Origin of the sequence: Mesorhizobium sp. M0904, assembly GCF_040319475.1 — a bacterium.
GTDB lineage: Bacteria > Pseudomonadota > Alphaproteobacteria > Rhizobiales > Rhizobiaceae > Mesorhizobium.
Map to the genome: position 1 here is coordinate 1 of NZ_JAMYOC010000039.1, position 26249 is coordinate 26249.

Sequence of the window (26249 nt, forward strand, 5' to 3'; positions counted from 1 at the left end):
TTTCCACAGCGCCACGAGCAGCTTGCGGGCCAGCGCCACGATCATTGTCTTCTTCAGCCGGCCGTTGTTCTGCTTCACCCGCTCCTTGAACCATAAGGTGAGCGCTGACTGCGGTTGATGGCGCACCCATAGCCAGGCCATCTGGACCAGCGTCGTTCGCAGAGTCGGATTGCCAGATTTCGACACCCCCTGCTCGTGATCGATCGCCCCACTCTTCCAGGGCGTCGCCGCCAGGCCGGCATAGGCGGCAACCTGACGTCGGTTGTCAAAATGACGCGACAGCCCCTCCGACCAGAGGACAATGGCGAACTCCGGCCCGATGCCTTTCAGGTTGAGCAGCATCGCCGGTGCTGGCGAGACGGCCTGCGCAGCAGCGAGCATGGCATCGCGTTCGGCCTCGACCGCCTTGATCTGCTCCAGTAGCAGTTCCAGTCGATCGAGTTCCCGGCCGATCTGCGCCTTCAAATGTGCGGGCAAGGGCCGGCCGTCGCCGGTCTGAAGCGCCGCCAGTTGCTTGCGCCGATCGCGGCGCAACGGCTCGTAGCCGGATACGCCCTGGCTGAACAGCAGGCCCTTGATGCGGTTGACGTGGCGCACGCGCTCGTTCGTCAATGCCTTGCGCTCACGCGAGATGCGGCGGCGGTCCTCTTCCTCGGGCATCGGCACCCGTAGCATCGCGCACACCCGCGGTTCACCCCGCTTATAGGCCAGCAATGCCCGAACCAGCGCCTCGCCGTCGATCTTGTCGGTCTTTGCCCGGCGCCGCCGGCGCGCGGTCGCAATCGACGCCGGATCGACGACGTGGCTTTCGATCCCCTCGGCCTGTAGCACGCGGTGGATCCAGAAGCCGTCGAGCCCGGCCTCCTGGATCACGATGATCGGAAAGTGCCGCCCGGTCCGCGCTTGCGCCTTCCTGTTGAGCTCGGCAAATCGCGCCAGCATGCCGGCGACATCGCCGGCCGCCACCGAATGTTTCGACATCTTCTCGCCGCCACCCGGCGACAGCGAGGTGATCAACCATTTCGAGCGACTCAATTCCAACGAGACGAAAATTGCGCCAAGATCGGTGCGGATAGCGGTCGGCGCTTTGGGTTGGTGAGCTGCTACGGGCATGCTTGCCTCCAGGGTAAGGTGTTGATTACGCGACCTCACCTTGCCACAGCGTAGGTCGCTATCCACCCTCCTCATAGGATCTGAACAGTTCGCCTGTCTGTTCGTCTCCGCCTCGCATGCATCCGTCTCCGAATCCCTTCGGAGATAATGAATCATCGTTGCAAACCGATGACGAGTGCCTTTTTCAACAGATGGGGTGATTGGGGTCTCGGCCGAGCCTAACTGATGGCGGCTGCTCCTGTCGGGATGTGAGAACGTGGTCGATGTGAATCGCCACAAACATCGGGAAGGAGCAGCCATGAAGTATTTTGCCGGACTTGACGTGTCTTTGGAAGATACCGCGATTTGCGTGGTCGACGCGGCTGGGCGGATCGTGAAGGAAGCGCGCGCGGCGAGCGAGCCGGAGGCGTTGTGCGACGCCCTGCGGAAAGTCGATCTGCCGCTGGAGCGGATCGGGCTGGAAGCGTGTTCGCTGACGGCCTGGCTTCACGACGGGCTGTGCGCCGGCGGCCTGCCGGCTATCTGCATCGAGACGCGGCGGGCCAATGCGGCGATGAAGACGATGCCGAACAAGACGGATCGGAATGACGCCCGGGCGCTGGCGCAGATCATGCGCACCGGCTGGTATCGGCAGGTGCATGTGAAGAACCGGCAGTGCCGGCTCTGGAGATCCCTCCTCGTCGCCCGCCGCACGGTGCTCAATGAAATGCGCACCATCGAGAACGTGATCCGGGCGATCCTGCGGGAGGCCGGCATCAAGCTGGGCAGGCCGTCGCGAACCGCCTTCGCCGGTCGTGTGCGCGAGTTGGCCGGCACAGATCCGGTTGTAATGCCGCTGGTCGAGCCGCTGCTAACGATCCTCGCCACAATGCTGGGAGAGTTCGTCCGCCTGACGAAGCAGGTTCTCGGTCTCGTTCGCAAGGAAGAGGTCTGTCGGCGGCTGATGAGCGTTCCAGGTGTCGGGCCTATCACCGCGCTCGCCTTCCGCGCCACGATCGACCGGCCGGACCGCTTTCGCCGCTCGCGGGATGTCGGCGCGCATCTGGGACTAACCCCGGCGCGCTACCAGTCCGGTGAGACCGATATCCAGGGCAAAGTCAGCCGCTGCGGGGACGAACTGGCCCGCACAGCGCTTTACGAAGCAGCTCATACGCTGCTCGTGCGCAGCAAGAAATGGTCGAGCCTGCGCGCGTGGGGCATGAACGTCGCCAAGCGGCGCGGTATGGCGCGAGCCCGTGTCGCGGTTGCCCGAAAGCTCGCCGTCATCCTACATCGCATGTGGAGCGACGTGACCGAGTTCCGCTACAGCAAGGAACCCGGTCTCGTATCGGCATGAAATGGACAACGGACAAATGAAGAAGGAGTTTCGCCCACAAGGGTGATCCTGGATCGTTCCCGTGGGGACGATGGGCAAGGCGATCTCGTTAGCAGGCACGATCCCGGGGCGAACTTTCCCAAGGTCGTTCAACAGATTGAGACGCCTCGCTCTCCTGACCCCATCATGCGGCGGCCCTGCGCCGACCGCGAAGAGAAGCAAGTGACCCGCGGGGCGACACGGTCCGAAAAAAACGCAACAGGAGCTTGACCTCAACAACCCCAATCAGAGAAGCCTGTTAGATGTACCAGTCTGGATCGGCCAGGTTCGGGCTGATGGTCAGTCTGGTGGGCGTTGGTCACGACAATGTCGCGCAGACGCCTTTTGCACGTTCGCTCCGCCTGTTACCTACCGCCGACAGGCCATGATGTTGTAGACTGAATTATAAGGAGTATGCTGCACGTGGTCGGAAGCAGGCCGAAGCTCGTCGAATTCAGCGACCGCATGAACTGCTGGCCACCAAGCTGCCTGCCCGCCATCCTGAGAAAGCGGGGAGTCTCTACCTCCGGCGGCCCGGGGAATGGTGTCGGAGCAAATCGAGGCAGGCTCTGAATTCTGGTGGAACATATCTCAGCAGTGGCAAGTAATTCGGCGGCCCATCATCAACATGGCCTCCTAGTATCCCGTTGTCCGACTTCGCGGAGAAAAAGTAGCCTGAGGCTTGAGTTTATTTCGGCTCCGCCGGCGCCAATTTTTCGATAGCGTGGTTTGGCAGTCGTTCGGCCAAGATCGAGAAACGACGTAAAATGGGAACAGGGAATGAGCAAGGAGCCTCATGAGGCCGTCATTCGATGCGAAGGAATCTGGAAAGTCTTCGGAGCAAGGGCGAAAGACGCGATCCGTGCCGACAAAGCTGGACAGCTAAGCAAGACGCAAATCCGTGAGGAACTCGACTGTGTCGTCGGCGTGCGCGATGCGAGCTTCAGCGTCGGCCGTGGAGAGATTTTCTGCATCATGGGGCTGAGCGGCTCCGGCAAGTCGACGCTGATCCGCCATATCAACCGGCTGATCGAGCCGACCGACGGTGCCGTCTACATCGAGGGCCGAAACGTCAACGCGATGGGCGCGAAGGAGCTTCGGCAGCTCCGGGCCGAGAAGATCGGCATGGTGTTCCAGAGCATGGCGCTCATGCCGCACCGCAACGTCCGCGACAACGTCGCCTTCGCGCTCGAAGTTCGAGGCGTGGCGGAAGAAAAGCGCCACAAGGTCGCCCGCGACACCATCGAGGCAGTCGAGCTCACGGGCTGGGACCTCAAATACCCCGACGAACTTTCGGGTGGCATGCAGCAGCGCGTCGGCTTGGCCCGCGCCATCGCCGCCAATCCGTCCATCCTGCTAATGGACGAGCCGTTTTCGGCGCTCGATCCGCTGATCCGCTACCAGCTTCAAGGGACATTCATGCAGCTCTCGTCGGAGCTCCACAAGACGACTGTCTTCATCACGCATGATCTCGACGAGGCGATCCGCATCGGCGACCGCATCGCGATCATGAAGGACGGCGTGTTGGTGCAGGTCGGAACACCTGAGGAGATCGTGACGAACCCGGCCGACGATTACGTCGCAGCCTTCGTGGGTGGCATCTCCAAGCTCGATCTCGTCACAGCGGCGAAAGTGATGCATCCGCTGGAGCAATACCGTCAGTCCAATCCCGGCCATGACACGGCGGCGTGGCCCGTGGCCCGGCCTGACGACAAGCTGAACACCTTGGTGGACCTTTCGATTGGAACCCACGATCCGGTTTTAGTGAAGGACGGGGAGGTAGTCGTCGGTGTCGTCACCAAGGACGCCCTTCTCCGGGGGATCCAGGGACACAACGAGACGAACTCCAGCGCGCGGGGCACACACTGATGGCTAATGAAAAAAGCTTCAATTGGCTTAGCCCGTTCGAGAGCATCGACCTCGGCATCGCCGAACATTCCGACGGCATCAAGCAGTGGGCGATCGATCATCGCGAGGCGATCCAGCCCTTCAAGTTCTTTTTCGACGCCCTGATCCAAGCCATCGAGCATGAATTTCACGCGGTTCCGCCAACGATCATGCTCATCATCATCGTGCTGATCGCCTGGCAGGCGGCCGGCCGCCGGACCGCGATCTACGTGGGGGTGGCTCTGATTGTCCTCGGCCTGCTCTCTCCGGAAGCGTGGGGACTTGCAATGACGACACTGGCCATCGTGGTGGCCTCGGTGATCCTCGCCGTGGTCATAGGTTTGCCGTTAGGGATCATTGCGGGCAAAAGCGACGGCTTCGAAGCCGTGTTGCGGCCCATCCTCGACACGATGCAGACCATTCCGGCCTTCGTCTATCTCGTGCCGGTCGTGATGCTGATCGGCATCGGCAATGTCGCGGGCGTCATCGTCACCATCATCTTCGCGCTTGCGCCGCTCATCCGCTTGACCTCGCTCGGCATCCGTTCGGTCAATCCCAGTGTTGTGGAAGCCGCCCGCGCCTTTGGCGCGACGCCGACCCAAATCATGTTCAAGGTCGAGCTGCCGATGGCGACGTCCACGATCTACGCCGGACTCAATCAAACGATCATGCTTTCGCTTTCGATGGTGGTCATCGCCTCGATGATCTCGGTTCGCGGCCTTGGCAACGAAGTGCTGCGCGCCATGGGACGCTTGGATGCAGGCAAGGCGATCGTCGGCGGCCTGGGCATCGTCATGCTGGCCATCGTGCTCGATCGTATCACCCAGGGCCTTGGCCGCTCAGGTCGGGAAAAAGGCCACAGGAATTGGTGGCGGACCGGTCCGATCGGCCTGGTCCTGCAACTGATCGACCCAAAAAAATAGGGTCGTTCTCGGGAACTAGCATCAACCGGGAGTGAGACAATGAAACGACTTTTGACTGCGGGTGCAACGGCGCTGGCGCTCCTGGCACACTCCGTATTGGCCAACGACAAGCCGGGCGAAGGCATCACCGTCCGTCCCATCATTGAGCCTGTGCTTGAAGAGTACTCCTACGCCAAAGTACTACTTCGCGCTCTGACCGATGTCGGGTACAAAGTCGCAGATCAACAAGAAGCGATTGCCCAGACAGCCCACCTAGCCGTCGGAACTGCGGGATGCTGATTTTTACACTGACAGCTGGGACCAGCTGCATCAGTCTTTTTTCGAAGAGGCCGGCGGATCGAAGGTCATGACCAAGGTCGGCAACTTGGTCCAAGGGGCTCTCCAAGGCTATCTGGTCGACAAGAAGACCTATGACTCGTGCATCAACAATCGCGGTCAGCTCAAGGACCCTAAAGTCGCTGCCCTATTCGACGCCGACGGCCATGGCAAAGCTGATCTTGCGGGCTGCGTCCCAGGTTGGGGTTGCGAGCGTATCATCGAACACCAACTCGACGAATATAAATTGCGCGACACGGTCACTCATAATCAGGGCGAGTACAATGCCATCATCGCTGATACCATTGCACGCCTGAAGACAGGGAACCCTGTGCTTTTACTACACCTGGGCCCCTTACTGGGTTTCTGGTGTGCTGGTCCCTGGCAAAGATGTCGGCTAGCCGTTCCCTACACCTCGCAACCGGATGGCAAGAAGGCCGATACCACAATCAACGGCAAGAATACGGGTTTTCCCGTCGATAACATCCGCGTTGTGGCTCGGAATAATTTCCTTGCCAAAAATCCTGCCGCAAGGAAGCTGTTCGAACTGGTAACCATACCGGTCAATGACGTTTCCGAAGAGAACATGTTGATTAAAAAGGGCGAAAAGTCGATGTCCGATATCGATAGACACGTCGATGGCTGGATTGAAAAACATCGGAGCCAATACGAATCGTGGCTTAAAGCGGTCCGCTCAGCCTCGAAGTAATCATTTGGCATGGGCGCTTGAGAGAGCGCCCCTCTTGTAATTGCGATACGACCATGAACCCCACGACTGGTTTCGTTTTCCTCCTCGTCGAAGAATTCTCGCCTCTCGCCTTCTCTTGCGCGCTTGAGCCGCTCCGAATAGCCAACCTGGTCGCAGATCAGGAGTTATACCCTTGGCAGCTTGCGACTGTGAACGGCAGGTCCGCGCGGTGCTCTAACAGGGCGCTCACGCTTGTTGACAGAGGGCTCACCCCAACTCAAAGGGCCGACAAGCTGATCCTCGTCTCCCGCATCAATGTCCAGAACCACGTGTCGCCGGAACTTATGCGTTTCCTACGCGCCGAGCGTGTTCAGGGACCCAGATCGGCGCGATCTACTCCGGCGCTTTTGTGGTTGCGGAGGCCGGCTTCCTTGAAGAGCGCAGGGCTGCGGTCTACTGGGAATACGACGGCGTCTTCGCCGAGTGATTTCCTTCGGTTCGGTCGACCAAGTCCGTCTTCGTCGCCGACGAAAAGTTCGTCACTGCCTCCGGGGGTGCGGCGGTCGCCGATCTCATGCTGCACATGATCGCGCGGGATCACGGACGCGATCTCGCCGCGGCGGTCGCCGACCAGATGGTCTACATTGCTGTGCGCGAAGGCAGCGCGACGCAAAAGGTTTCCATCCGCTCACGTTACCGGTTGAGGAACAGCCGCCTCGGGGAAGCCATCCGGATAATCGAGGAACATGTCGAGTCCCCTCTGAGCAGCGCCGAAATTGCGCGCCGAATCGGGGTTTCCACCCGGCAATTGGAGCATATGTTCGAGCGATACCTAAACACATCGCCTAAGCGTTGCACCATGGACATGAGGCTGCACCAGGCGAGAAATCTGATTGTGCAGTCTGACCAGGCGATCACCGACATCGCGATAGCTTGCGGCTTCGTGTCGACGTCGCACTTCTCGAATGTTTACCGGGAGCATTTTGGCAACACGCCGGGAAGCCAACGCAACTTTTTGAACTGAACTTCGGCGCAAAGGAATAATATGGGATATTTTGAGGGAAGGAAGGCGCTGGTGACCGGGGCCGCGGGCGGCATCGGCGCTGCGATCGTCAGGCATCTTCGGGCCGCGGGGGTCAATGTGGCTGTCGCTGATCGTGATGTCACGGGCATCGAGGCGGATGCGCATCTGCCCGGCAACCTGATGGATGGCACTTACGCCGACGATTTGCCCCGTGCGGCGTTCGAGGCCTTGGGTGGACTCGACATCGTCGTCAACAATGCCGGCATGATAACCCGTGGGAAGGTGACCCAAACGACGGATGACGATTGGAATCTTTCTTTGGGCGTCAATGTCGATGCGCCTTTCAGGGTCTGCCGCGCCGCGATCCCGATCATGGCCGACCGCGGCGGTGGCGCGATCGTCAATGTGGCGTCTTGCTGGGGGGCCAGGCCGGGTCGGAGCCATGCGGTCTATTGCGTGACGAAAGCGGCGATCGCCTCACTTACCCAGTGCATGGGCATGGACCACGCGCACCAGAACATCCGTGTGAACGCGGTGTGCCCGAACGAAGTCAACACGCCGATGCTTCGAACCGGATTTGCGATGCGCGGCTTCGATCCGGACACTGCCGTCGCCGAGCTTGGCAAGACGGTTCCTCTCGGCCGGATCGCCGAGCCTGAAGACATCGCCGAGGTGGTGGTTTTCCTCGCTTCCCACGCCGCGCGATACATGTGCGGTTCGCTCGTTGAGGTCAATGGTGGGAAGTCAGTAGGATGAACAGGTTCGAGGGAAAAGTTGCATTGGTGACGGGTGGACGGAGCGGCATCGGCCAAGCGATCGCTCGGCGGCTTCGCGACGAGGGTGCGCGGGTGTTCACGGCGCAGCGTGGCGACGACAAGGAGTTTGAGAGTGTCCCGATTGACTTTACGGTCCCGGCGGAAGCTGGCAAGGTAATCAATGCGGTCGTCAAAGCGACGACCCGGCTCGACGTACTGGTCAACAACGCGGGTGTCATGCAGGAGGCTCTTGCCGAGGACCTGAGCCTCGGGGACTGGGAACGCACAATCGCGGTCAATCTGACGACGCCCTTCATGCTGATCAAGGCTGCCATGCCACACCTGCGAAGAGTGGGCGGGACCATCGTGAACATTGGGTCCATCGAGGGTCTCGGTTCCAATCCCAAACATGCGGCCTATTGTGCCTCTAAGGCTGGTATCCATGGACTGACGAGGGCGGTGGCGATCGACCATAGTGCTGAGGGCGTGCGCTGCAACGCCGTGGCCCCCGGTTGGATCGATACCGACCTGAATGTCGACTTTATCGAAAGCATGCCGGACCCGGCGGGCTTCCGTCGACAGATTGGCAAGATTCATCCGGTCGGACGCACAGGCAAGCCGGAGGAGGTCGCGAGCCTCGTAGCGTGGCTGGCGTCACCAGAGTCCTCATTTGTCACAGGACAGGTGTGGACCATCGACGGAGGCCGGATGGCCAAGCTCAGCCTTCCGCAGTAGGGCGGCTTGAGAGGAGCGATGCTCGGGTTGCCGATAACCGATAGTCAAAATCCAGTCTTGACCATCAAACTCTCGATCAGGCCTACTTTGAGATTAACGCCGATGTTGCCGGAAAAATAGTTGAGCTATCTATTGGGGAAACGTCCGAGCTGTCAGGCAGACCGAGTCCGCAATGTCAGAACCTCCGGAGTTTCGCCTGACATGGGGGAGTTGAAGTGCAGCGTTTACCGTCACTTCGTGCGTTACGGGCATTCGAGGCCGCCGGCCGCCGCCTTAGCTTCACGCGCGCTGCCGAAGAGCTCAATGTCTCCCCCGGAGCGATTAGCCACCAGATAAGCATACTCGAGCAAGAACTGAAGTTTCCGCTTTTCAAAAGACTGAGTGGCGGCATCGCGCTGACGGACAAGGGGAAGAAGCTTCTTGCAACCCTGACGAGGGCCTTTTCGGACATCGCCACCTCAGTGGAGGACTTGTCGGGACACCAGCCCGATCTCCACATCCGAGTGCAGCCGCTATTCATGGCGAGATGGCTTTTGCCTCGGATGCATGATTTCCAGAAATCGAATCCCGACATCAAATTCAAGATCACGACGTCGATTAGTCCCCTGAACGTGAATTCGAATGAGTTTGACGCTGCGATCCTGACAATGCAATCGCCTCCTGCGGGATTGATTTCGCAACTTCTTATGGATGAACGTACCACGCCTGTGTGTAGCCCGGCGTTCCTCGAGGCCAACGGTCCCTTTACGTCGCCCGGTCAACTCTTGTCGTATCCGATCATCAAGGTGCGAATGCCTGAAGATTCCCAACGCGAAGATGGTCTGAGCTACTGGCAGAAATGGCTCAAAGACGTCGGCGAGGTGGGGGATGAACCAGATAGCGCTCAAGAGTATGATACCCTCGACGCCGCGTTGATTGCCGCATGCCGCGGCTTCGGCATCGCGATGGCGGACTACAATTTTGTCGGAGAGGAATTGGCCGATGGCAGGTTGGTCATGCCTTTCGACCTCATCGTCGATCAAGGGCTTGGCTACTATCTGGTAATCTCCCGCGAAAGCGTCGACAAACCCGAGATGGAGGCGTTTCGTCGATGGCTTAGCCGCGAACTCGGAGACCGCGACATCGCGGAGGATGTCGCCCCGGGTCCCGCCGGAGCCTGACTTGCACCCTTCTCGCGCCGGACCGTGGACCTCGTGAATATTCCTCAATGACCCCCTGAATTGTTTGGGTTCGACCAGATTGGGCTAGGAAGCTATCAAGGATGGCAGCTGCCGCCCATTCATGAGGAACGAAATGTTCTCCGTCATCTACGACCAAAGCGAGACCAGGCACGCTCCGCAGTTCTACATCAAGAACGGCAAGCTCGGGGTTAGTCTCGACCACCCAAAGCGAGCGGAGACGCTGTTGTCGGCGTTCCGCGCCGCCGAAATCGACATCAGGGCCGCCACTTATTTCGGCCTCGGTCCGGTGTTCGACGTCCATACGCAGCGGTATGTGAACTTTCTTCAAAAGGCAGATGAACACCTGAAGTTGTCGATGCCTGCGTCGAGCGAATTGGTGCCGACCATCACACGCAAGGGCGACGCAAGCGTCTATCCGAATTCCCTCGTCGGCCAGCTGGAATGGCATATGTTCGACACATACTCGCCGATCAGCCACGACACTATGAGCGCAGCCCTCGGCGCGGCGAACTGCGCTATCACCGCGGCGCACATTCTCAAGTCGGGCGGACCTGCGTCGTATGCCCTGTGTCGGCCGCCGGGGCACCATGCCCATGCCGATTACGGCGGCGGATACTGCTATTTCAACAATGCTGCGGTGGCTGCGGAATTTCTTGCCAAAGGCGGAAAAAGGGTAGCGATCCTCGACATCGATGCGGACCACGGAAACGGCACGCAGTCCATCTTCTACGCACGCCCGGACGTCCTCCACGTCTCGATCCATGCCGATCCGGCATACTCGTATCCATTTTTCACAGGCCACGAAGTGGAAATTGGCTCGGGAGAGGGAATTGGTACGACACGGAACATACCGCTGCGGATTGGCACGCCGGATCAGGAGTACCTCGATGCTCTCGAGGTCGCTCTTGAACATATAGCGAGGTTCGACCCTGAATATCTCGTCGTCGCCCTCGGAGTCGATGGGCATGCAGAGGAACCCAATCCGCTCTTTGCCCTGTCCCATGACTGCTACTCGCGCATCGGGAAAGCGATCGCCTCGCTGAACAGGCCGACTATGTTCACCCAGGAAGGTGGCTACAACCTCAAAAACATCGCGGCGAATGTCCTGGCGACGATCTCGCCGTTCATCGCGCAGTCCGAATTCACGAGCTTCATAACAAGAAAGGGGAATGCAAATGTTTAAGAAAAGCATCGTTGCGGCCACAGTGTTGGCACTCACCGCAGGAACCGCGTTCGCGTCCGGATGCGACGTCGGCGCGGGGAAGAAAATCCGTCCTATGCAGCCGAGTTCGCTTGCGGAGATTTTCTTCCATAACATCGCTGATCGGGCGCTCGAGAAGTTGGGTTATGAGGTCGCTCAGCCCGAAGAGGCCGAGTACGCCACCATCCACATCGCGGTGGCTAATGGCGACGTAGACTTCACTGCATCGCACTGGAACGTGCTTCACAAGTCCCTTTACGACGAAGCCGGCGGAGCCGACAAGATGACCATTGTCGGCAGGCTCATCTCCGACGCGGTGCAGGGCTACCTCGTAGACAAGAAATCCTACGACGCGGGTGTGAAAAACCTCGAAGAGTTCAAAAAGCCGGAAGTTGCCGCGAAGTTCGACAGCGATGGTGACGGCAAGGCAGACCTGGCTGGCTGCGCTCCGGGCTGGGGCTGCGAGAAGGTTATCGAACGGCACCTGGACAAGTTCGGTCTGCGCGACACAGTCGTCCACAATCAAGGGGCCTACGATGCAATGATGGCAGATGTGATCGCCCGCTATAAAAACGGAAATCCGATCGTCTTCTTCGCGTGGACTCCGTATTGGGTAACCGGTGTGCTTGTTCCAGGCAAAGACGTCGAGTGGATCGCCGTTCCCAAAATTGAAGGCGATGAGGCGCTCTACACCGACTTCGAAGGCAAGAACCTCGGCTTCGGCATCGACTATGCGAGCTTTCTAGTCAACAACGAGTTCCTGAAAGCAAATCCAGCCGTCAAGACCCTCTTCGAGAACGTATCGATCAACGTGAACGACGTTTCCGCTGAAGCCTCGCGTCAACAGAAGGGCGAAAGCAAGATCGATCTGATCAAGCAGCACGCCGACGACTGGATCGCCCAGCACCAGAGTGCCTTCGACGGCTGGGTCGATAAGGCATGCGCGACCAAGTGAGCACCTTATGGTGACAGGGGGGGTTCCAGGTTTGCCTGGACCCGCTCCAACCTTGCCGACCCAAAAGGGCGGTGATGAATCAAGACAATCGGCCGGATGCTGGTCCGAAGACCGCATCATGCTGCAATGCCTGGACGTGCAGGTAACAATAATATTTGGGAGTTCGTGATGTCATCGAATGTTACTCTGGACGAGCGTCGAAAAGCCGCTCTCCCCGTGGGAGTGTCATGCTCTTTTCCGATCTATGCGGACCGTGGGCAGAACGCGGAGCTCTGGGACGTCGAGGGGCGGCGCTACATCGACTTCGTGGGAGGCATGGGCGCTCTCGCCGTAGGTCACTCCCATCCGGCGGTCGTGAGCGCCGTCCAGGCGCAGCTCAACCGTTTCAGCCACACGTTTTTCGGTACTGCTCCATATGAAAGCTATATCGCGCTCGCGGAGAAGTTGAACGAACGCTGCAATGTCGGGGGAAAGGCCAAGACGCTGCTCGTCACCACAGGCGCGGAGGCAGTGGAAAACGCGGTCAAGATCGCCAGAGCCCACACGAAGCGACGTGGCATCGTGGTCTTCGGCGGAGGCTTCCATGGCCGCACCCTTCTGACCATGGCCATGACGGGTAAGGTGAATCCTTACAAGAAGGCGTTCGGGCCCTTCCCGAGCGACATCTATCGCGCGCCATTCCCCGGCCTTTATCGCGGTGTGGGGGTCGAACATTGTCTTGCGGCGCTAGACACGCTCTTCGAAAGCGAGATTGAACCAAGTGCGGTCGCGGCTTTCGTCATCGAGCCGCTTCAAGGCGAGGGCGGATTCATCCCGGCCCCAACCGAATTCATGGAAGCCATCCGGCAGCTTTGCGATCAGCACGGCATCGTCCTCGTGGCCGACGAAGTGCAGTCGGGTTTTGGCAGAACTGGTCGCCTTTTCGCAATGGAACATACCGGCGTTGCGCCTGATCTCATCGTCATGGGCAAAAGCCTTGGGGCGGGTCTTCCGATCGCGGCAGTGGTGGGCAGGGCTGAGATCATGGACGCCGCGGATGTCGGCGGCCTTGGAGGAACTTACGCAGGCAACCCCTTGGCTTGTGCCGCCGCCCTTGCTGTGATCGATGTTCTGAACAAGGAAGCCTTGATTGATCGCGCCAACGAGATCGGAGCGCGTCTCGTGCGCGGCTTCCAACGAATGCAGACGAAGAAAAACCGCTCTGTTATCGGCGATATTCGCGGTCTAGGGGCGATGATCGGCGTGGAGTTTATCGAAGACGAGGAAACACGTGCGCCTGCACGGCCGTTCGTCACAAAGGTCATCAAAGAAGCCGCCAAACGTGGATTGCTGCTGGCATCGGCGGGTAGGCACTTCAACGTGATCCGCATCTTGGTCCCTCTCACAGTTTCAGATGACGTGATCGATGAGGCGCTCGACATAATGGATCAATCGATCGACGCGGTCGTTGAAAGCGACCTGGTGGGTGAAAGGGCGATAGCGAGCTGAGAAAGTCGATTCGTGTTCGACCATTTAGCGTCAATCATTCTGCCTGGCGATCGCGGGACGCATCGAAAGGTGAACTTGGCGTTAGGAAGAGGTTTGAAATGAAGGTAACGAGGTTGAAGGTGGTGTCCGCAGACCACACGACGAGGAAAATACTCGCGGGTTGCCTGTCGTTCGCCGCGATTATGACACCAAGTATCGCCTCAGCCCATACTGGACTGGCTGACTCGGTCGGATTCGTGCACGGATTTGGCCATCCCTTTTCGGGCCTCGATCATGTGCTGGCGATGACGACGGTAGGCATGTTGGCATACAAGATCGGTGGCCGTGGCTTGTCCCTTTTGCGTTCGTTCTAGCAATGGCAGCGGGCGGCACTCTGGGCTTTCTCGAAATTAGCTTGCCGTGGGTTGAGACGGGGATCGCTCTGTCCGTCGCCGTGATCGGTGCGTCCTCGGCCGCGGCGTTAAGACTCCGGCTGCCTTCGCTGCAGCGATCGTCGACGTGTTCGCGATTTTTCATGGACATGCTCATGGCGCAGAGATGCCGCAAAATCACAACGGAACTTCCTTCGCGATGGGCTTTATCACTGCAACGATATTGCTTCATCTCATTGGTATCGATCTCGGATCACTGATTGGAAGGCAAAGTGAACGCGGTAGTGGCATGCTGATCCGGTCCACGGGCGGCGCGGTGGCGATCGTGGGGTTCGGACTCTTGATCGGCGTGATTTAGCCAGAGGTAGTCGTTCGACATTCCTTCGGCGAAGTAACACGCCCGTCGCGGCCTATCCCCTACACTGCAGAAATCGAGGCAGATCAACTTCGTCTCAGCTTAATTAAAAACAGGCCATCTCCAAACGAGATATCCGCTACCGAAATCTATCCGTCGGAACATCTCCATGATAACGCCTACGTCCCCACATTTTCTTGCTCTGGACCTTTCGAGTTCTTTCAACCGCTCCAGAAAAAGCTTAGGGGCAGGGTTCGCGAAGGGGCCTCTCGACAGCGATTGGAGCGATGGCCTCGGAGGGCCGCAAACATTGCGCGGTATCCCTTTCCTTTTCGGTGAGCCGCCGGGGTTTGATGTCGTCTTACTTCGCCCCGGAGAAACCGACATCTGCGTTGAATTCTCTTCACGCCTGGCCACCTACGTTGTTTTTGTGCAAGCCGTGGCAGATCGGCAGCCAGCAAAACTGAAGTCATTTGGGGACTCTCGTCCCGTTGACAGCCCATATAGATCGCCGATCGAGAGCAATGATGTTGGCGGGCTGGTGTCAACCTACGAACTTCGATACGCCGACGGTAGCGAATCCAACGTGCCCATCTACCGGAGAGTCGCGATCCAGCAAAGACATATTTCTTGGGGGGCAAGCCCATTCGCTGCGATGCCCGCGCTAGGACCTCATGTCCACTCAACTCACGGAGAGGACTTCATCCTTGGTAGAGCGCCGCGCGTCGATTACGATATAGCCGAGGCTCGCAACGAATCCGGTCGACTCAGCATGGGGGAGAACTTATGGATTTATGCGTTGCCCAATCCGCATCCGGAAAAAGAGCTAGCCGCGGTCCAAATGCGGGCTGAGCAGGAAGAGTCGGTTGTCTACGCAATTTCGACGACGGGTCTCGCTGAGCACCCCTTGCGTTTGCAAAATCGAAAGAAGCTGCGGCTTCGGCTTCCTGAGGGTGTTCACTTGAACACTCTCGGAGAGCTGGACACAGATGATCGAGGTGACGAGATCGGCATCGACCTCGGCACCATGATTGCGGCGCGTGCGGTCCTAGAATATTCGCTGGAAGATTGGAAGAGCGATCTCCATGATGTGCAGCCTACAAAGTCCGATGCAGAGGTCATTGTCGAGTACTCTGCCCATCCGGACGCCCATTTGTATGTTAGGTCGGCAAACGGCGAGCTTTTGGATATTCCACTGCGCTCAATTGAAGCGGCGAGTTCATCCGCGAGTGCAAAGATCGACGCGAGAGCGATCGAGCCCGCCAACAAGCCAATCAAGATTTCCATCGTAGAAAAGAGTTCGGGTCGGAAAGTTGCAGCACGGCTACATATTCACGGGCAGCATGGTGAGTATTTGCCCCCGAGGGGGCATCATCGCAAAGTGAACATTGGAGTCTTTCAAGCCAGATTCGGTGAACTGGCCAACGACCTCAACCAGTATGCATACGTAAATGGAGATTGCACGGTTGATCTTCCGATTGGTCCGGTGTTCATCGAAATATCGAAAGGGTTTGAAGTCCGGCCTATTCGTCGTGTCGTGGACATCCTACCAACGACGGAAACTCTGACATTCGAATTGGACGACATTCTTCGGTGGCGCGAGAATGGTTGGGTGACTTCGGATACGCACGTACACTTCTTGAACCCGCACACGGCGCTACTTGAAGGACAAGCTGAGGGCGTTAACGTCGTCAATTTGCTTGCGACGCAATGGGGTGAACTCATCCAAAACGCAACCGACTTTGATGGGCGGACAACATTCGGGGCAAAGGAGTTTGGTGGCGACGGCGAGTTTTTGGTGCGGGTTGGCACTGAGAACAGGATGCAAGTTTTAGGTCACATCTCTCTACTCGGGTACGAAGGCCCGATCATCGATCCTCTGTGTGCCGGTGGAGCTGATGAAGGTGCGATCGGCGACCCGCTTGAGACAACGCTTGCCCAATGGGCGGAGCGTTGCCGCGATCAAGGAGGGCTGGTTGTGATGCCCCATGCGCCTAGTCCTCAGGCTGAGCGAGCTGCTGATATTGTACTGGGATTGGTTGACGCTATCGAAGTGATGACATTCAACCCGCGCAGATGGCAAATCGGTGTCTTTGCCATATCTGACTGGTATCGATATCTTAACATCGGTTACCAAGTTCCGCTGGTCGCAGGTTCCGATAAAATGGACGCCGCCTCGATGATAGGTGGGATACGGACTTACGCTCATCTTGGACCGCAAGAGTTCACCTACAGAACTTGGATGGACGCCGTCCGCGGCGGTGACACATTCATAACAGTCGGACCACTTGTCAGGATGACGGTGGAAGGCAAATTCCCGGGAAGCAAGATTCGACTCCCGGCCCAAGGCGGTACTGTCGCGGTGAACTGGCAAGTAGAGTCTGTCAGTGTTCCGCCCAAACGCATTGAAGTTCTTCGAAATGGCATAATCGTCGACGAAATAAACTGTGACAAGGCGAGGCTGAGTGGGCATGCATCGATCCACGTTCCAGAGTCTTCATGGCTGGCAATTCGAGTTCGTGGGAGTGTTTCAGGGCGCGAAGAAGACATAGCAGCGCATACTAGCTCCGTGTTCGTCGAAGTCGGCGACAAGCCAATATTCGCGACTTCTGACGCTGTAACGGTTCTGGCCCAGATCGAGGGGACACTAGCCTATCTTGATACGCTGTCTCCGAAGACGGACGAACTGCGCCAATCGAAAATGAGGGCAACACTTGAGCTTGCTCATCATCGTTTGCACCAACAACTTCACAAATTGGGCGCTGGTCATGATCACACCCCTGTTCACGGGGTCCACATGAAGCACGAGCATTGAGCTGCCCAATGATCCTGCATCTTCGCTGACAAGCGGCCGGAAAGACTGCGCTCACGGGGCCGGCCAACGGGAGGTTCGCCGATCAGTGGGACTCAATCAGTCCGTTCCGCGCAAGAACGGGCTGAATACCAACATCTTATATTGAGAACGCAGACAACCGCACGCTCCGCCAAGTCGTACACGCCCTCTGTCTCCCCACATTTGTTTGGAATGGCATAAAAGTTCGCTCTGGCCCATCGAGAGGACCAGGACACGAAACGTAGCCGCTTCTCTGAAGAGCAGATCATCGGAATTTTGAAGGAACATGAGGCCGGGGTATCGGTTGCCGATCTGTGCCGCAAGCACGGGGTCAGCGACGCCTCGATTTACAACTGGAAGGCCCGCTTCGGCGGGATGGATCTCTCCGAGGCTCGGCGACTGAAGGCTCTGGAGGACGAGAACACGCGGCTGAAGCGGCTTCTGGCCGACGCCATGCTCGACAATGCCGCGTTGAAGGATCTTGTGGGAAAGAATGTATGGTCCGCCCCGTCCGTGCAAGGTGTCGCGACATCACGAATAACGATTTCAGCATAAATCTATCCGGCCTCTCGCGAGTGGACTGCTGTTGCAGCCAGGCCATGATGAGATCCGCACACGCCGTTCCCAATAAATGGTTCGGGCACGAAGCCCGCTTTTTTGCACAGGGCTTACGGAATGCTGATCCACTGTTTCGTCATCACGATTCCCGAGCTGCGTGTTTCAGAAATTCGCGGACACCCATTCCGCTAATTCGCGGACAGCGATTTCAGTAATTACGGGACAGTGATTCCGCTAATTCCCGGACAGTCTTCGGGGCGGATAACGGTCGGTTCTCGGGAGCGTCGTTCTGGCATTTTGCCCTCTCATCATCGGGTTGAGAGGGGCCATGCCAAGACGGAAGCAAGCGAGACGAACGACAGTGAAAGACCTACGATCCATCCTGCGCCTGACGCATGAGCAGGGCCTCTCGGTGCGAGCGGTGTCGGAACGGCTGAAGATCAGCAAGACTTCGGTTTCGACCTATCTGTTGCGGGCGCGTGAGGCTGGCATCTCGGACTGGCCGCTGCCGCCGGGCTATGACAATGACGTATTGCTTGAGCGGCTTCTGTTTCGCCGGGTTGGCCGTCCGCCACAGGATCTGGACGAGCCCGATTGGGCGATGATCTCGCGCGAGCTGAAGCGCAAGGGCGTGACGCTGACCTTGTTGTGGCAGGAATACCGCGCGGCGCACCCCGATGGTTATGGCTACACCTGGTTTTGTGACCGGTTCGGCGCTTTCCAGCGCCGGTCGAGCGCAACGTTCCGCAACCGCTACGAGGCGGGCGCGGTGATGCAGACCGACTATGCGGGCCACACCGTGCCCGTTGTCGATCCTGATACTGGCGTCATCTACCAGGCTCAGATCTTCGTTGCAGTGCTGGGCGCCTCGTCCTTCACCTTTGCCCATGCCAGCTTCAGCCAAAAACTGCCGGACTGGATCGAGGGCCAGTGCCGGGCACTCACCTTCTTCGGCGGGGTAACTAAGGCGATCGTCTGCGACAATCTGAAGGCCGGCGTCGCCAAGGCGCTGTGGTTCGAGCCGACGCTCAACCAGACCTTCGCCGCCATGGCCGAACATTACGACACGACGATCCTGCCGACCCGCAGCCGCAAGCCGCGCGACAAGGGCAAGGTCGAGGGCGCGGTGCTGATCATCGAGCGCTGGGTCCTGGCCCGGCTGCGCAACCGGCGCTTCTTCAGTCTCGGCGATCTCAACGCTGCCATTGCGGTTCTGCTGGAGGATCTCAACAACCGCCCCATGGGCCATGTCGGCAAAAGCCGCCGCGAACTGTTCGAGGAGGTCGAGCGGTCGGCTCTGGCGCCGCTGCCGCCGGCGCCGTTCGAATATGCGGAGTGGAAATCGGCCAAGGTGCATCCCGACTACCATGTCGAGATCGACAGGACCTTCTACTCGGTGCCGCATGCGCTGATCGGGCGGCGCGTGGATGTGCGGCTCACCCACCGGGTGGTCGAGCTCTTCCATGATCACAAGCGCGTCGCCAGCCATGTCCGCCGCTCGCAGCGCTGCGGCCATGTCACCGTCAACGAGCACATGCCCAAGGCGCACCAGCGCTATGCCAACACGACGCCGGCGAACCTGATCCGGCAGGCAGCCGGGATCGGCGCCAACACCGCCATGCTGGTCGAGCGGATGGTGCGCGACCGTCCCCATCCCGAGCAGGGATACCGCTCCGCGTTTGGCATCCTCTCGCTGGCCCGTCGCTACGAGCGGGATCGGCTCGAGGCGGCCTGCGCGCGGGCGCTGACCATCAATGCGATCACCTACTCCTCCGTCAACGCCATCCTCAAATCCGGCCTCGACCGCGTGCCGCCCGCGGCCGAGCCGGTCAAGCCCACGCCATCGCACACCAACATCCGCGGCGGCTCCTATTACCAATGAAGGAAAGGAAACCAACCATGCTGACACATCCAACCCTCGACCAGATGCAGGCTCTCGGCCTTGGCGGAATGGCCGCCGCCTATCGGGACCTGGCCGACCAGAGCAACGCCGACGATCTCAGTCGCGACGAATGGCTTGGCCTGATGCTCGATCGTGAAGCCGCCATGCGTGCCGACAAGCGTCTGACCAACCGTCTCGCCGTTGCCCGGCTGCGCTTTGTCGACGCCTGCATCGAGAACATCGACTTCGCCGCGCATCGCGGGCTCGACCGGCGCAATACGCTGTCGCTGGCCCAAGGCGCCTGGCTGAAGGCGCATGAAAACCTCATCATCACCGGGCAGACCGATCCCACGACATAATGCACACCTCGCTATGTTATTGAAAAAGCTGGATCTGCTGATCCTGTGATTGTGATAATGGACTGTGTCCGCTCCTGCCGGAATGGTGCTGGATATCGAGTTGCTCGATATCTTCATGACGGATGATCCAGGGCGTACCCTTGCAATACTGCTCGGCCTTCAGATCGCCGGCGCGGATCATGCGCAGCACGGTCATTGGCCGCAGGCCGAGCTTCGCAGCCGTTTCCTGCAATGTATACTCGCCGCGCTCCGACCGTTCGTCCTTTTTGTAGACGGCGATGTCGTGCTGGTTGCGGAAAGTGCAGACACGGGACTGCGTCCATCCGTTCAGACGACCCGTGGTTTTGCCGAGCCGGTTGAGAAGCGATGCGATCGCTCTATCCGACAATTGGCGTGCCAGGGCACGGATCAGGTCCTCGATGTCCGGCGGGGCGCCCCAACGGTGATGGCCTGCCTTGTTCTTCCTGACCGAAAGCGCGGTATGGTCGCCGCCCTGCCAATGCACCAGCATTTTGATGTGGTCGTCTTCGATGGCGACGACAATCTCGCGGATCACGGCACGGATGATCCGCTTGCGCGTGGTGGCGGTGGCGTTGGCATGATGCCATGCCAGTTCGAGATCGGCGCCCATGCGCAGCAGGCTCCGCCGTTCCTCTTCTCCCAGAGCCTCAGGCTTGCGGCGGTCGAGCGCGTCAAGCTCGTCCTGACGCTCGCGGACGGCTACGAGCGCGGCATTCCAGCGTCGCTCCAGTTCGCCTGCTACAAGCCGGTTGTCCGGGTCGACGGCGTCATACTGGCGGCGTGCATGGGCGGCTTCATAACGTGCCTGCTCGAGTGCGAGCTCCACATGGCGCCGCTTCTCTCCAGCCTGCACGGTGGAGGTCTCGATGGCCTTGATCGCCGCTTCCATGCCGAGCGGTTGAAGGCGTTGAAGAACCTCCGCGCTGACCGCCTGATCGACCCGCAACGATCCGAAGCCGATGCACGGGTCGGTTCCGTGGTTGACCTGCGCTCCGCGGCAATGATAGCGCCCCGTATTGCCGTTGCTGCCGGAATAGGAGACATGCAGCTTGCGGCCGCAATGGCCGCAGCGCAAGAGACCGCCGAGCAGCAACTCGCCCCGGCGAAGAGCACCGCGCGGCACCAGGCCTTTGCTTGTGGCATTGTCCGTGATCAGGCGCTGATTCCTCTCAAAATCGTGCCAGCTCAGGTAACCTTCGTGATGGTCGATGAGCAAGACCTCCCAGTCGGCGCGATCGCGCCTGATCCCACGCAAAATCCGTTTGCGTCCGGCCTCTATGGTGACTTTGCTGCAGGTTCGCCCGAACGCATAGGCGCCGGCGTAGATCGCGTTGGTGAGAATGTGGTGCACCGTATTGTAGACGGGCAGCTTCCAGACGATCGCCCTGTCCGCCGCGCGCGTGTAATTTACGGCAGGGAGCATAATGCCCTCGCGGCGCAACCACAGATGCACCTGCCGGATGCTCTGCAGTTCGTCGAAACGCCGGAATACAAGATCGATCGCCTCGCGGATCCGCAGGTCCGGGTCTTTCTCGACCCGGTTCCGGCCCGACTTGACGTAACCGATCGCCACCGTCAGGAAAAGTTCGCCCCGTCGTGCCTTCTGCTTCAGGGCTTCGATCGAGCGGGCCCGCAGGATCGAAAGCTCCAGTTCGCTCATCGTGCCCTTCATGCCGAGCAGCAGCCTGTCGTTGGGATGACGCGGTTCGTAGATGCCGTCCTCATCGATGATGAGCGTTCCGACAAGGCCGCAAAACTCGATGAGCGTATGCCAGTCCCGGCCATTGCGGGCCAGCCGGGAGGCTTCAATGGCGAGGACCGCACCAACCCGACCTTCGCAGATCGCCGCCAGAAGCTTCTCAAAGCCCGGACGGCTGATGCCAGACCCTGAACGACCGAGATCTTCATCGATGACGATGGCGTCTTTCCAGCCAAGGGACCGCGCTCGCTCGGCAAGGCCATATTGGCGTCGCCGGCTCTCGGGATTGTTGACGAGTTGATCGGCCGTCGACTGCCGGACATAGACATAGGCACCGCGCGCGAGATGTTCAGCGGTGATCTTCATGATCTGCCTCCCGTCCCGTCTGGCTCACCACCGCTTCCCTCAGCAAGGTCTCGACCAGCGGGAGGGTGCGTTCCCGGACTTCGCCTGGAAGACTCGATGGCGGAGCCTTCTTGGAAAACAGGTCTGGCTGGTCGGTTCGGCATTGCCTGCACTGCATGGTCGTCTCCTGGCTGGCGTGAGTCGCTCTGCAGAAAACGTAGACATGCATCGACCTCGCGGCGCAGGTCGCGCAGGCATGAAAGGGGAAAACGGGGCGCCTCGCGAACCGCCATCGTCAGGGCGATCTCTTCCGTCATCCAGATCGGAATCAGCGCCAGGCTGCCATCCGGTTGTCGCCCGACATAGGCCGGCTCACCGCAATAACGCTGACGGCCTGTTACGAAAATCTCCCCGCCCGAACGTGGATGAAAGGCGTAACGGACAATCTTCTTTGCCTCGCCATCCTGATAACGGGCATTATGAGCCCAGTCCGACCGGCACCGGAAAGACCTGGCTGGCCTGCGCCTTAGGACGGCAGGCCGCCCGGCTCGATCATTCCGTGCTCTACCTGCGCATGCCGCGTCTGTTCGAAGATCTCGCCCTGGCGCGTCTCGACGGCCGCTTTCCCCGTCTCATCGACAAGCTGGCTCGGGTGCAACTGCTCATCCTTGACGACTGGGGCACCCACAGCCTGACCGACCAGCAGCGTCTCGATCTGCTGGAAATCTTCGAGGAACGCTATCGCCGGAAATCGACGCTGATCACCGCGCAACTGCCGATCGCCCAGTGGCATGCCATGATCGGCGAGCCGACAATCGCCGACGCCATTCTCGACCGGATCGTTCACAACGCCCATCGCGTCACCCTCGAAGGCGACAGCATGAGAAAGCAAAAAACACCGCCGCTCTTGACCGGCGCCGAAAACGGCGAAATCAATCGCAAATGAGTTCAACCAGGCAACCGGGGGCCGACCCCATCCTGCTGTCCGCGACTTAGTGAAACTGCTGTCCGCGATTTAGCGGAACGACTGTCCCGTTTTTGCGAAATGCGCACCCGAGCCTTGCAATCGAGCCGCAAGCGTCAGGCGAACGCAGGATCTCTGCGTTCGTAGAGTGCACCCGGCTTGTTTAAAACCACCCAGACAATGCGTGCCATCTTGGCGCCAAGTGCGACGATGGCTTTGTTCGGATGCATGCGAGACTGAAGACCGTTGAGCCAGCTTCCCAAGCGGATCGCGTTCGGTCCAGATGCCGAAAGCAGGATCGCGCTCCGTGCACCAGGAGCTTTCTCACATGGCCGTTGCCGCGTTTGCTGATGGCCAGCAACGTCTGTTTTCCTCCAGTCGAGTATTGTCTGGGCACCAAGCCCAGCCATGCCGCTAGATCGCGGGCTGTGCGGAACTGCTGCCCGTTGCCGATAGCGGCGAGCAATGCAGTCGCACCTGATGCGCCGATACCAGGGATTGTCATCAGTCGGCGTGCGACGTCCTCTCGATCGGCTATCGCTTCGATCTCCTTCGTCACCTGGCGGAGACGCTCTTCAAGGCGAGAGAGATCGGCGTTTAAATCGCCCAGCCGCCGGCGCATTGTCGGCGACAATCGTTCTCCTCGTAATTCAAGGCGTGCGGCAGATCAAGTTTGAACAATCCCGCGCCTTGACGCAAAGGGACGCCGTATTCGAGGCAGAAAGCCCGCATCTGGTTGATCAAGCGCGTCCTCGAGCCGCTCATCTGGTCACGAATCCTGTGCAGCGCTTGAAGATCGACCTGATCAGTTTCCTTCACGCTGATGAAGCGCATTGTCGGCCGTGTCGTAGCCTCCGCGATCGCCTCAGCGTCGATGATATCGTTCTTGTTCGACTTCACGTACGGCTTCACGAATTGCGCGGGGATCAAGCGCACTGTGTGACCAAGTGCCTGTATTTTCCGGGCGAGCCACTGTGAACCTGCGCAGGGTTCCATGCCGACTATGCTCGGATCTGCGCGTGTAAAGAACTGCAGAAGGGTCTCTCGCCGAAAGCGGGCTTTCTGAACAGGCGTGCCGTCGCAGCTCAGGCCAACGACGTGGAAAATGTTCGTGCCAATATAGATTCCATAGACAGCCGCGGGTCGCGCCAAATTAAGATGCGCCATGCTACTTTCCTCCATTGATCTGACCTTCGCATGATGAGCGACGAGGACGGGGCGGACCATCCCATTAATGGTGACGCCCGCGGCCAAGCGGAAAGCTGTCGCTCGCCTGAAGGAAGGCTTCGGGAATGAGCGAACGGCGGGCGTGTAAAGCCATCGGCTGTTGCCGCATGACGGTTCGCTACGAGACCAGCAGGCCGGACGACCGCGAGCTTCGCGAGCGGATGAAGGCGATCGCGCAGGAGCGTCGCCGGTTCGGCTACCGGCGTCTTCTCGTGATGCTGAGGCGGGAGGCCCTGGCTGGCAGCGAGTTCCACTCGAACGCCATCCTCTCCTGGGCGGATCAGAACCGCGTCGAATGGCATTACATTGCGCCCGGCAAGCCGATGCAGACGGATGTTGTAGAATAGCCCGTTCTTCTCATTCGGCGGCTTTTTCCACAGCCTTCTGCCTTTCCGGCCTCGTTCGCCATCGGGAAGTCGCTGCTGCATAGGCAGCTTCCGCCTTCTGGACGCGGGATCGTTCTTCGGCGCGCTTGGCCGGGATGTTGTAGTCGAAGGCGGTGCCGCGTCTGGCATGGCTGGTCGGAAGGCCGGCACGCAGCTCGACCGATCTGAACTTGCGGGCGAGCAAGGCCGGCCGGGCCCAGATGTAGTCGGTATCCTTGCTCAGCATGTGCCAGATGATCATTGCAAGCTTGCGCGCAGTGGCGACGGCCGCGATGTGCTTCCCGCGGCGCGAGGCGATCCGCTTGTGGAAGGCGCGAAGAGGTCCTGGCGATCGCACAGCCGCCCATGCCGCCTCGACCAGCATCCCCCGCGCATGGCCGCGGCCCTGCTTCGTGATGCGCCCGTGATAGGCTGGCCCCTCACCGGACTGCCGCACGCTCGGATTTAGGCCAAGATAGGCAACGAGCTTCTGTGGATCGCTGAAGCGCCGTATGTCGCCGATTGCCGCGGCAACGCTCGCAGCCACGGTGACGTCGAGGCCGGGCAACGTCATCAGGCGGCGGATTGTCGGATCCTGGAGGGCATGTACGGCGATATCCGCCTCGACACCGTCAACGCCTCGTTGATCTGGTTAATCAAGCCGAGGTGGCGCTCGATGGCGGCGCGCTCATCCGCAGGCAATATTTGCCTCGTCAGCCATTTGCGCCCGCTGATCCCGACGAGGTTCCCATGCGGACACGGCGGGATCAGGTGGGCGTGGAGGATTGACTGGATCAGGTTCTTCAGCCGCGAACGCTGGCGAACCAGCTGTGTCCGCCTGGTGACCTGTCTTCGGAGGGTAAGGGTCCCCGGATCCGGAACCCAGACCTCCGGCAGAAAGCCCGAGGCGTAGAGCTTCGCACGGACAGTGGCGTCGATCGTGTCAGTCTTCACCTTCGCGTGCGCGATCATGTGCACCTGCTTGGGATTGGCGATCACGATCCGATCGACGTAGGGCGACAGCACTTCAGCGACGGCAGCAGCATTGCCCGTGGCCTCGATCACCACATGATCATCGTGGGTGAGTTCCTTCCTGGCGAACTCCTCGAGCTTATTGCGCAGCATTTGAACGCGGCCGAGCTTGACGATCTTGCCATCAAGCAACGACACGACCTCGGCGGCTACGCGGTGTATGTCCATGCCGATAATACGCACGGTTCCCTCCATCGTTGGTCACGAACAGGGAGCGAGCGGGCAACACGACAAATACGGATCCGCGCTCGCAGCGCATCCGGGCGAGTCGTAGGGGCGGCCAGATAATGTGCTCGAACTCGCAGTTCATCTGCATACGACGGCCTGCCCGCACTTGCGTGCTCCCGGTGCCCCGTGGCCCGGATGCGGCAAGCTTAACGAACCTGACGACCGAACAAACGATGGCACCAAGAACATCATGCCGGATAATGGCTTCATCGAGAGCTTCAACGGCCGACTGCGCGATGACCTGCTCAACGAGACGCTGTTTACTTCGCTGCCCCAGGCGTCGCCATCGCCCTGTGGCGCGCCGACTACAACACCGCGCGGCCGCATTCCCAAATCGCCTGGCAGACACCGGCCGAGTTCGCCACCACCTTCAATCTGCGACGGTCGCTCG

Annotated in this window: 18 protein-coding genes and 6 pseudogenes; 20 read left to right on the top strand and 4 right to left on the bottom strand. The window is 59.6% G+C overall.

Annotated elements, in window-relative coordinates; translation table 11 throughout:
• On the bottom strand, window positions 1-1113 hold a 1113-nt coding region (locus tag NKH80_RS28780), incomplete at its 3' end, for an IS110 family RNA-guided transposase (protein ID WP_352995248.1).
• 298 nt (window positions 1114-1411) lie between these two features.
• Here NKH80_RS28780 and NKH80_RS28785 point away from each other — a divergent pair.
• The 17 genes and pseudogenes from NKH80_RS28785 (at window position 1412) to NKH80_RS28865 (ending at window position 19977) form a co-directional block, all read left to right on the top strand.
• Entirely contained in the window at window positions 1412-2449 is a 1038-nt protein-coding gene (locus tag NKH80_RS28785; protein ID WP_352995201.1) for an IS110 family RNA-guided transposase, read from the top strand.
• Window positions 2450-3247: 798 nt separating this feature from the next.
• On the top strand, window positions 3248-4336 hold the full coding sequence (locus NKH80_RS28790; RefSeq protein ID WP_502901004.1) for a quaternary amine ABC transporter ATP-binding protein: 1089 nt from the start codon (window positions 3248-3250) through the stop codon (window positions 4334-4336).
• Entirely contained in the window at window positions 4336-5277 is a 942-nt protein-coding gene (locus NKH80_RS28795) for an ABC transporter permease (RefSeq protein WP_352995207.1), read from the top strand. The genes NKH80_RS28790 and NKH80_RS28795 overlap by 1 nt, the downstream gene beginning before the upstream one ends.
• Window positions 5278-5316: 39 nt before the next feature.
• Window positions 5317-5556 (top strand): hypothetical protein, encoded by a 240-nt coding sequence (locus tag NKH80_RS28800; protein WP_352995210.1) that lies wholly within the window; start codon window positions 5317-5319, stop codon window positions 5554-5556.
• A 25-nt stretch (window positions 5557-5581) separates the two neighbouring features.
• Window positions 5582-6301 carry a glycine betaine/L-proline ABC transporter substrate-binding protein ProX gene (gene proX / locus NKH80_RS28805; RefSeq protein ID WP_352995251.1) on the top strand — a complete coding sequence of 240 codons (720 nt, stop codon included), beginning with the start codon at window positions 5582-5584 and terminating at the stop codon, window positions 6299-6301.
• Window positions 6302-6854: 553 nt separating this feature from the next.
• Window positions 6855-7304 carry a helix-turn-helix domain-containing protein gene (locus NKH80_RS28810; protein ID WP_352995213.1) on the top strand — a complete coding sequence of 150 codons (450 nt, stop codon included), beginning with the start codon at window positions 6855-6857 and terminating at the stop codon, window positions 7302-7304.
• Between the two features lie 51 nt (window positions 7305-7355).
• Window positions 7356-8060, top strand: coding sequence for an SDR family NAD(P)-dependent oxidoreductase (locus NKH80_RS28815; protein ID WP_352995216.1), 705 nt, complete (start codon window positions 7356-7358; stop codon window positions 8058-8060).
• Window positions 8057-8794, top strand: coding sequence for an SDR family NAD(P)-dependent oxidoreductase (locus NKH80_RS28820; protein ID WP_352995219.1), 738 nt, complete (start codon window positions 8057-8059; stop codon window positions 8792-8794). Before NKH80_RS28815 ends, NKH80_RS28820 begins: the two co-directional genes overlap by 4 nt.
• A gap of 215 nt (window positions 8795-9009) precedes the next feature.
• Window positions 9010-9954, top strand: a complete 945-nt coding sequence (locus NKH80_RS28825) for a LysR substrate-binding domain-containing protein (RefSeq protein WP_352995222.1) — start codon at window positions 9010-9012, stop codon at window positions 9952-9954.
• Window positions 9955-10087: 133 nt separating this feature from the next.
• Entirely contained in the window at window positions 10088-11158 is a 1071-nt protein-coding gene (locus NKH80_RS28830) for a histone deacetylase family protein (protein WP_352995225.1), read from the top strand.
• Complete coding sequence (proX, locus tag NKH80_RS28835; protein ID WP_352995228.1) at window positions 11151-12131, top strand: glycine betaine/L-proline ABC transporter substrate-binding protein ProX; 981 nt, start codon at window positions 11151-11153, stop codon at window positions 12129-12131. The genes NKH80_RS28830 and proX (NKH80_RS28835) overlap by 8 nt, the downstream gene beginning before the upstream one ends.
• A gap of 168 nt (window positions 12132-12299) precedes the next feature.
• On the top strand, window positions 12300-13619 hold the full coding sequence (gabT, locus tag NKH80_RS28840; protein ID WP_352995231.1) for a 4-aminobutyrate--2-oxoglutarate transaminase: 1320 nt from the start codon (window positions 12300-12302) through the stop codon (window positions 13617-13619).
• A gap of 182 nt (window positions 13620-13801) precedes the next feature.
• Window positions 13802-14348: pseudogene (locus tag NKH80_RS28845) on the top strand (HupE/UreJ family protein).
• Between the two features lie 166 nt (window positions 14349-14514).
• Entirely contained in the window at window positions 14515-17160 is a 2646-nt protein-coding gene (locus NKH80_RS28850) for a CehA/McbA family metallohydrolase (RefSeq protein WP_352995235.1), read from the top strand.
• 228 nt (window positions 17161-17388) lie between these two features.
• Window positions 17389-17676 (top strand): annotated as a pseudogene (locus NKH80_RS28855) (transposase); the annotation flags it as partial.
• A gap of 388 nt (window positions 17677-18064) precedes the next feature.
• Window positions 18065-19618 (top strand): IS21 family transposase, encoded by a 1554-nt coding sequence (istA, locus tag NKH80_RS28860; protein ID WP_352995238.1) that lies wholly within the window; start codon window positions 18065-18067, stop codon window positions 19616-19618.
• Between the two features lie 17 nt (window positions 19619-19635).
• The gene (locus NKH80_RS28865; protein WP_352896631.1) at window positions 19636-19977 is read left to right on the top strand and encodes an ATP-binding protein; all 342 of its coding nucleotides are present in this window, start codon (window positions 19636-19638) and stop codon (window positions 19975-19977) included.
• A 16-nt stretch (window positions 19978-19993) separates the two neighbouring features.
• Here the strand turns inward: NKH80_RS28865 and NKH80_RS28870 are convergent, their stop codons facing one another.
• Window positions 19994-22063, bottom strand: coding sequence for a recombinase family protein (locus NKH80_RS28870; RefSeq protein WP_352995242.1), 2070 nt, complete (start codon window positions 22061-22063; stop codon window positions 19994-19996).
• Here NKH80_RS28870 and NKH80_RS28875 point away from each other — a divergent pair.
• Window positions 22053-22988 (top strand): ATP-binding protein, encoded by a 936-nt coding sequence (locus NKH80_RS28875; protein ID WP_352995245.1) that lies wholly within the window; start codon window positions 22053-22055, stop codon window positions 22986-22988. The genes NKH80_RS28870 and NKH80_RS28875 overlap by 11 nt on opposite strands.
• Window positions 22989-23122: 134 nt before the next feature.
• Here NKH80_RS28875 and NKH80_RS28880 read toward each other — a convergent pair.
• Window positions 23123-24173 (bottom strand): annotated as a pseudogene (locus NKH80_RS28880) (IS110 family RNA-guided transposase).
• Between the two features lie 67 nt (window positions 24174-24240).
• On the opposite strand from NKH80_RS28880, the pseudogene NKH80_RS28885 reads away from it, so the two are divergent.
• A pseudogene (locus tag NKH80_RS28885) lies at window positions 24241-24577 on the top strand (hypothetical protein); the annotation flags it as partial.
• 13 nt (window positions 24578-24590) lie between these two features.
• On the opposite strand, the pseudogene NKH80_RS28890 reads toward NKH80_RS28885, so the two are convergent.
• Window positions 24591-25813 (bottom strand): annotated as a pseudogene (locus tag NKH80_RS28890) (IS110 family RNA-guided transposase).
• A 244-nt stretch (window positions 25814-26057) separates the two neighbouring features.
• Here NKH80_RS28890 and NKH80_RS28895 point away from each other — a divergent pair.
• Window positions 26058-26249 (top strand): annotated as a pseudogene (locus NKH80_RS28895) (integrase core domain-containing protein); the annotation flags it as partial.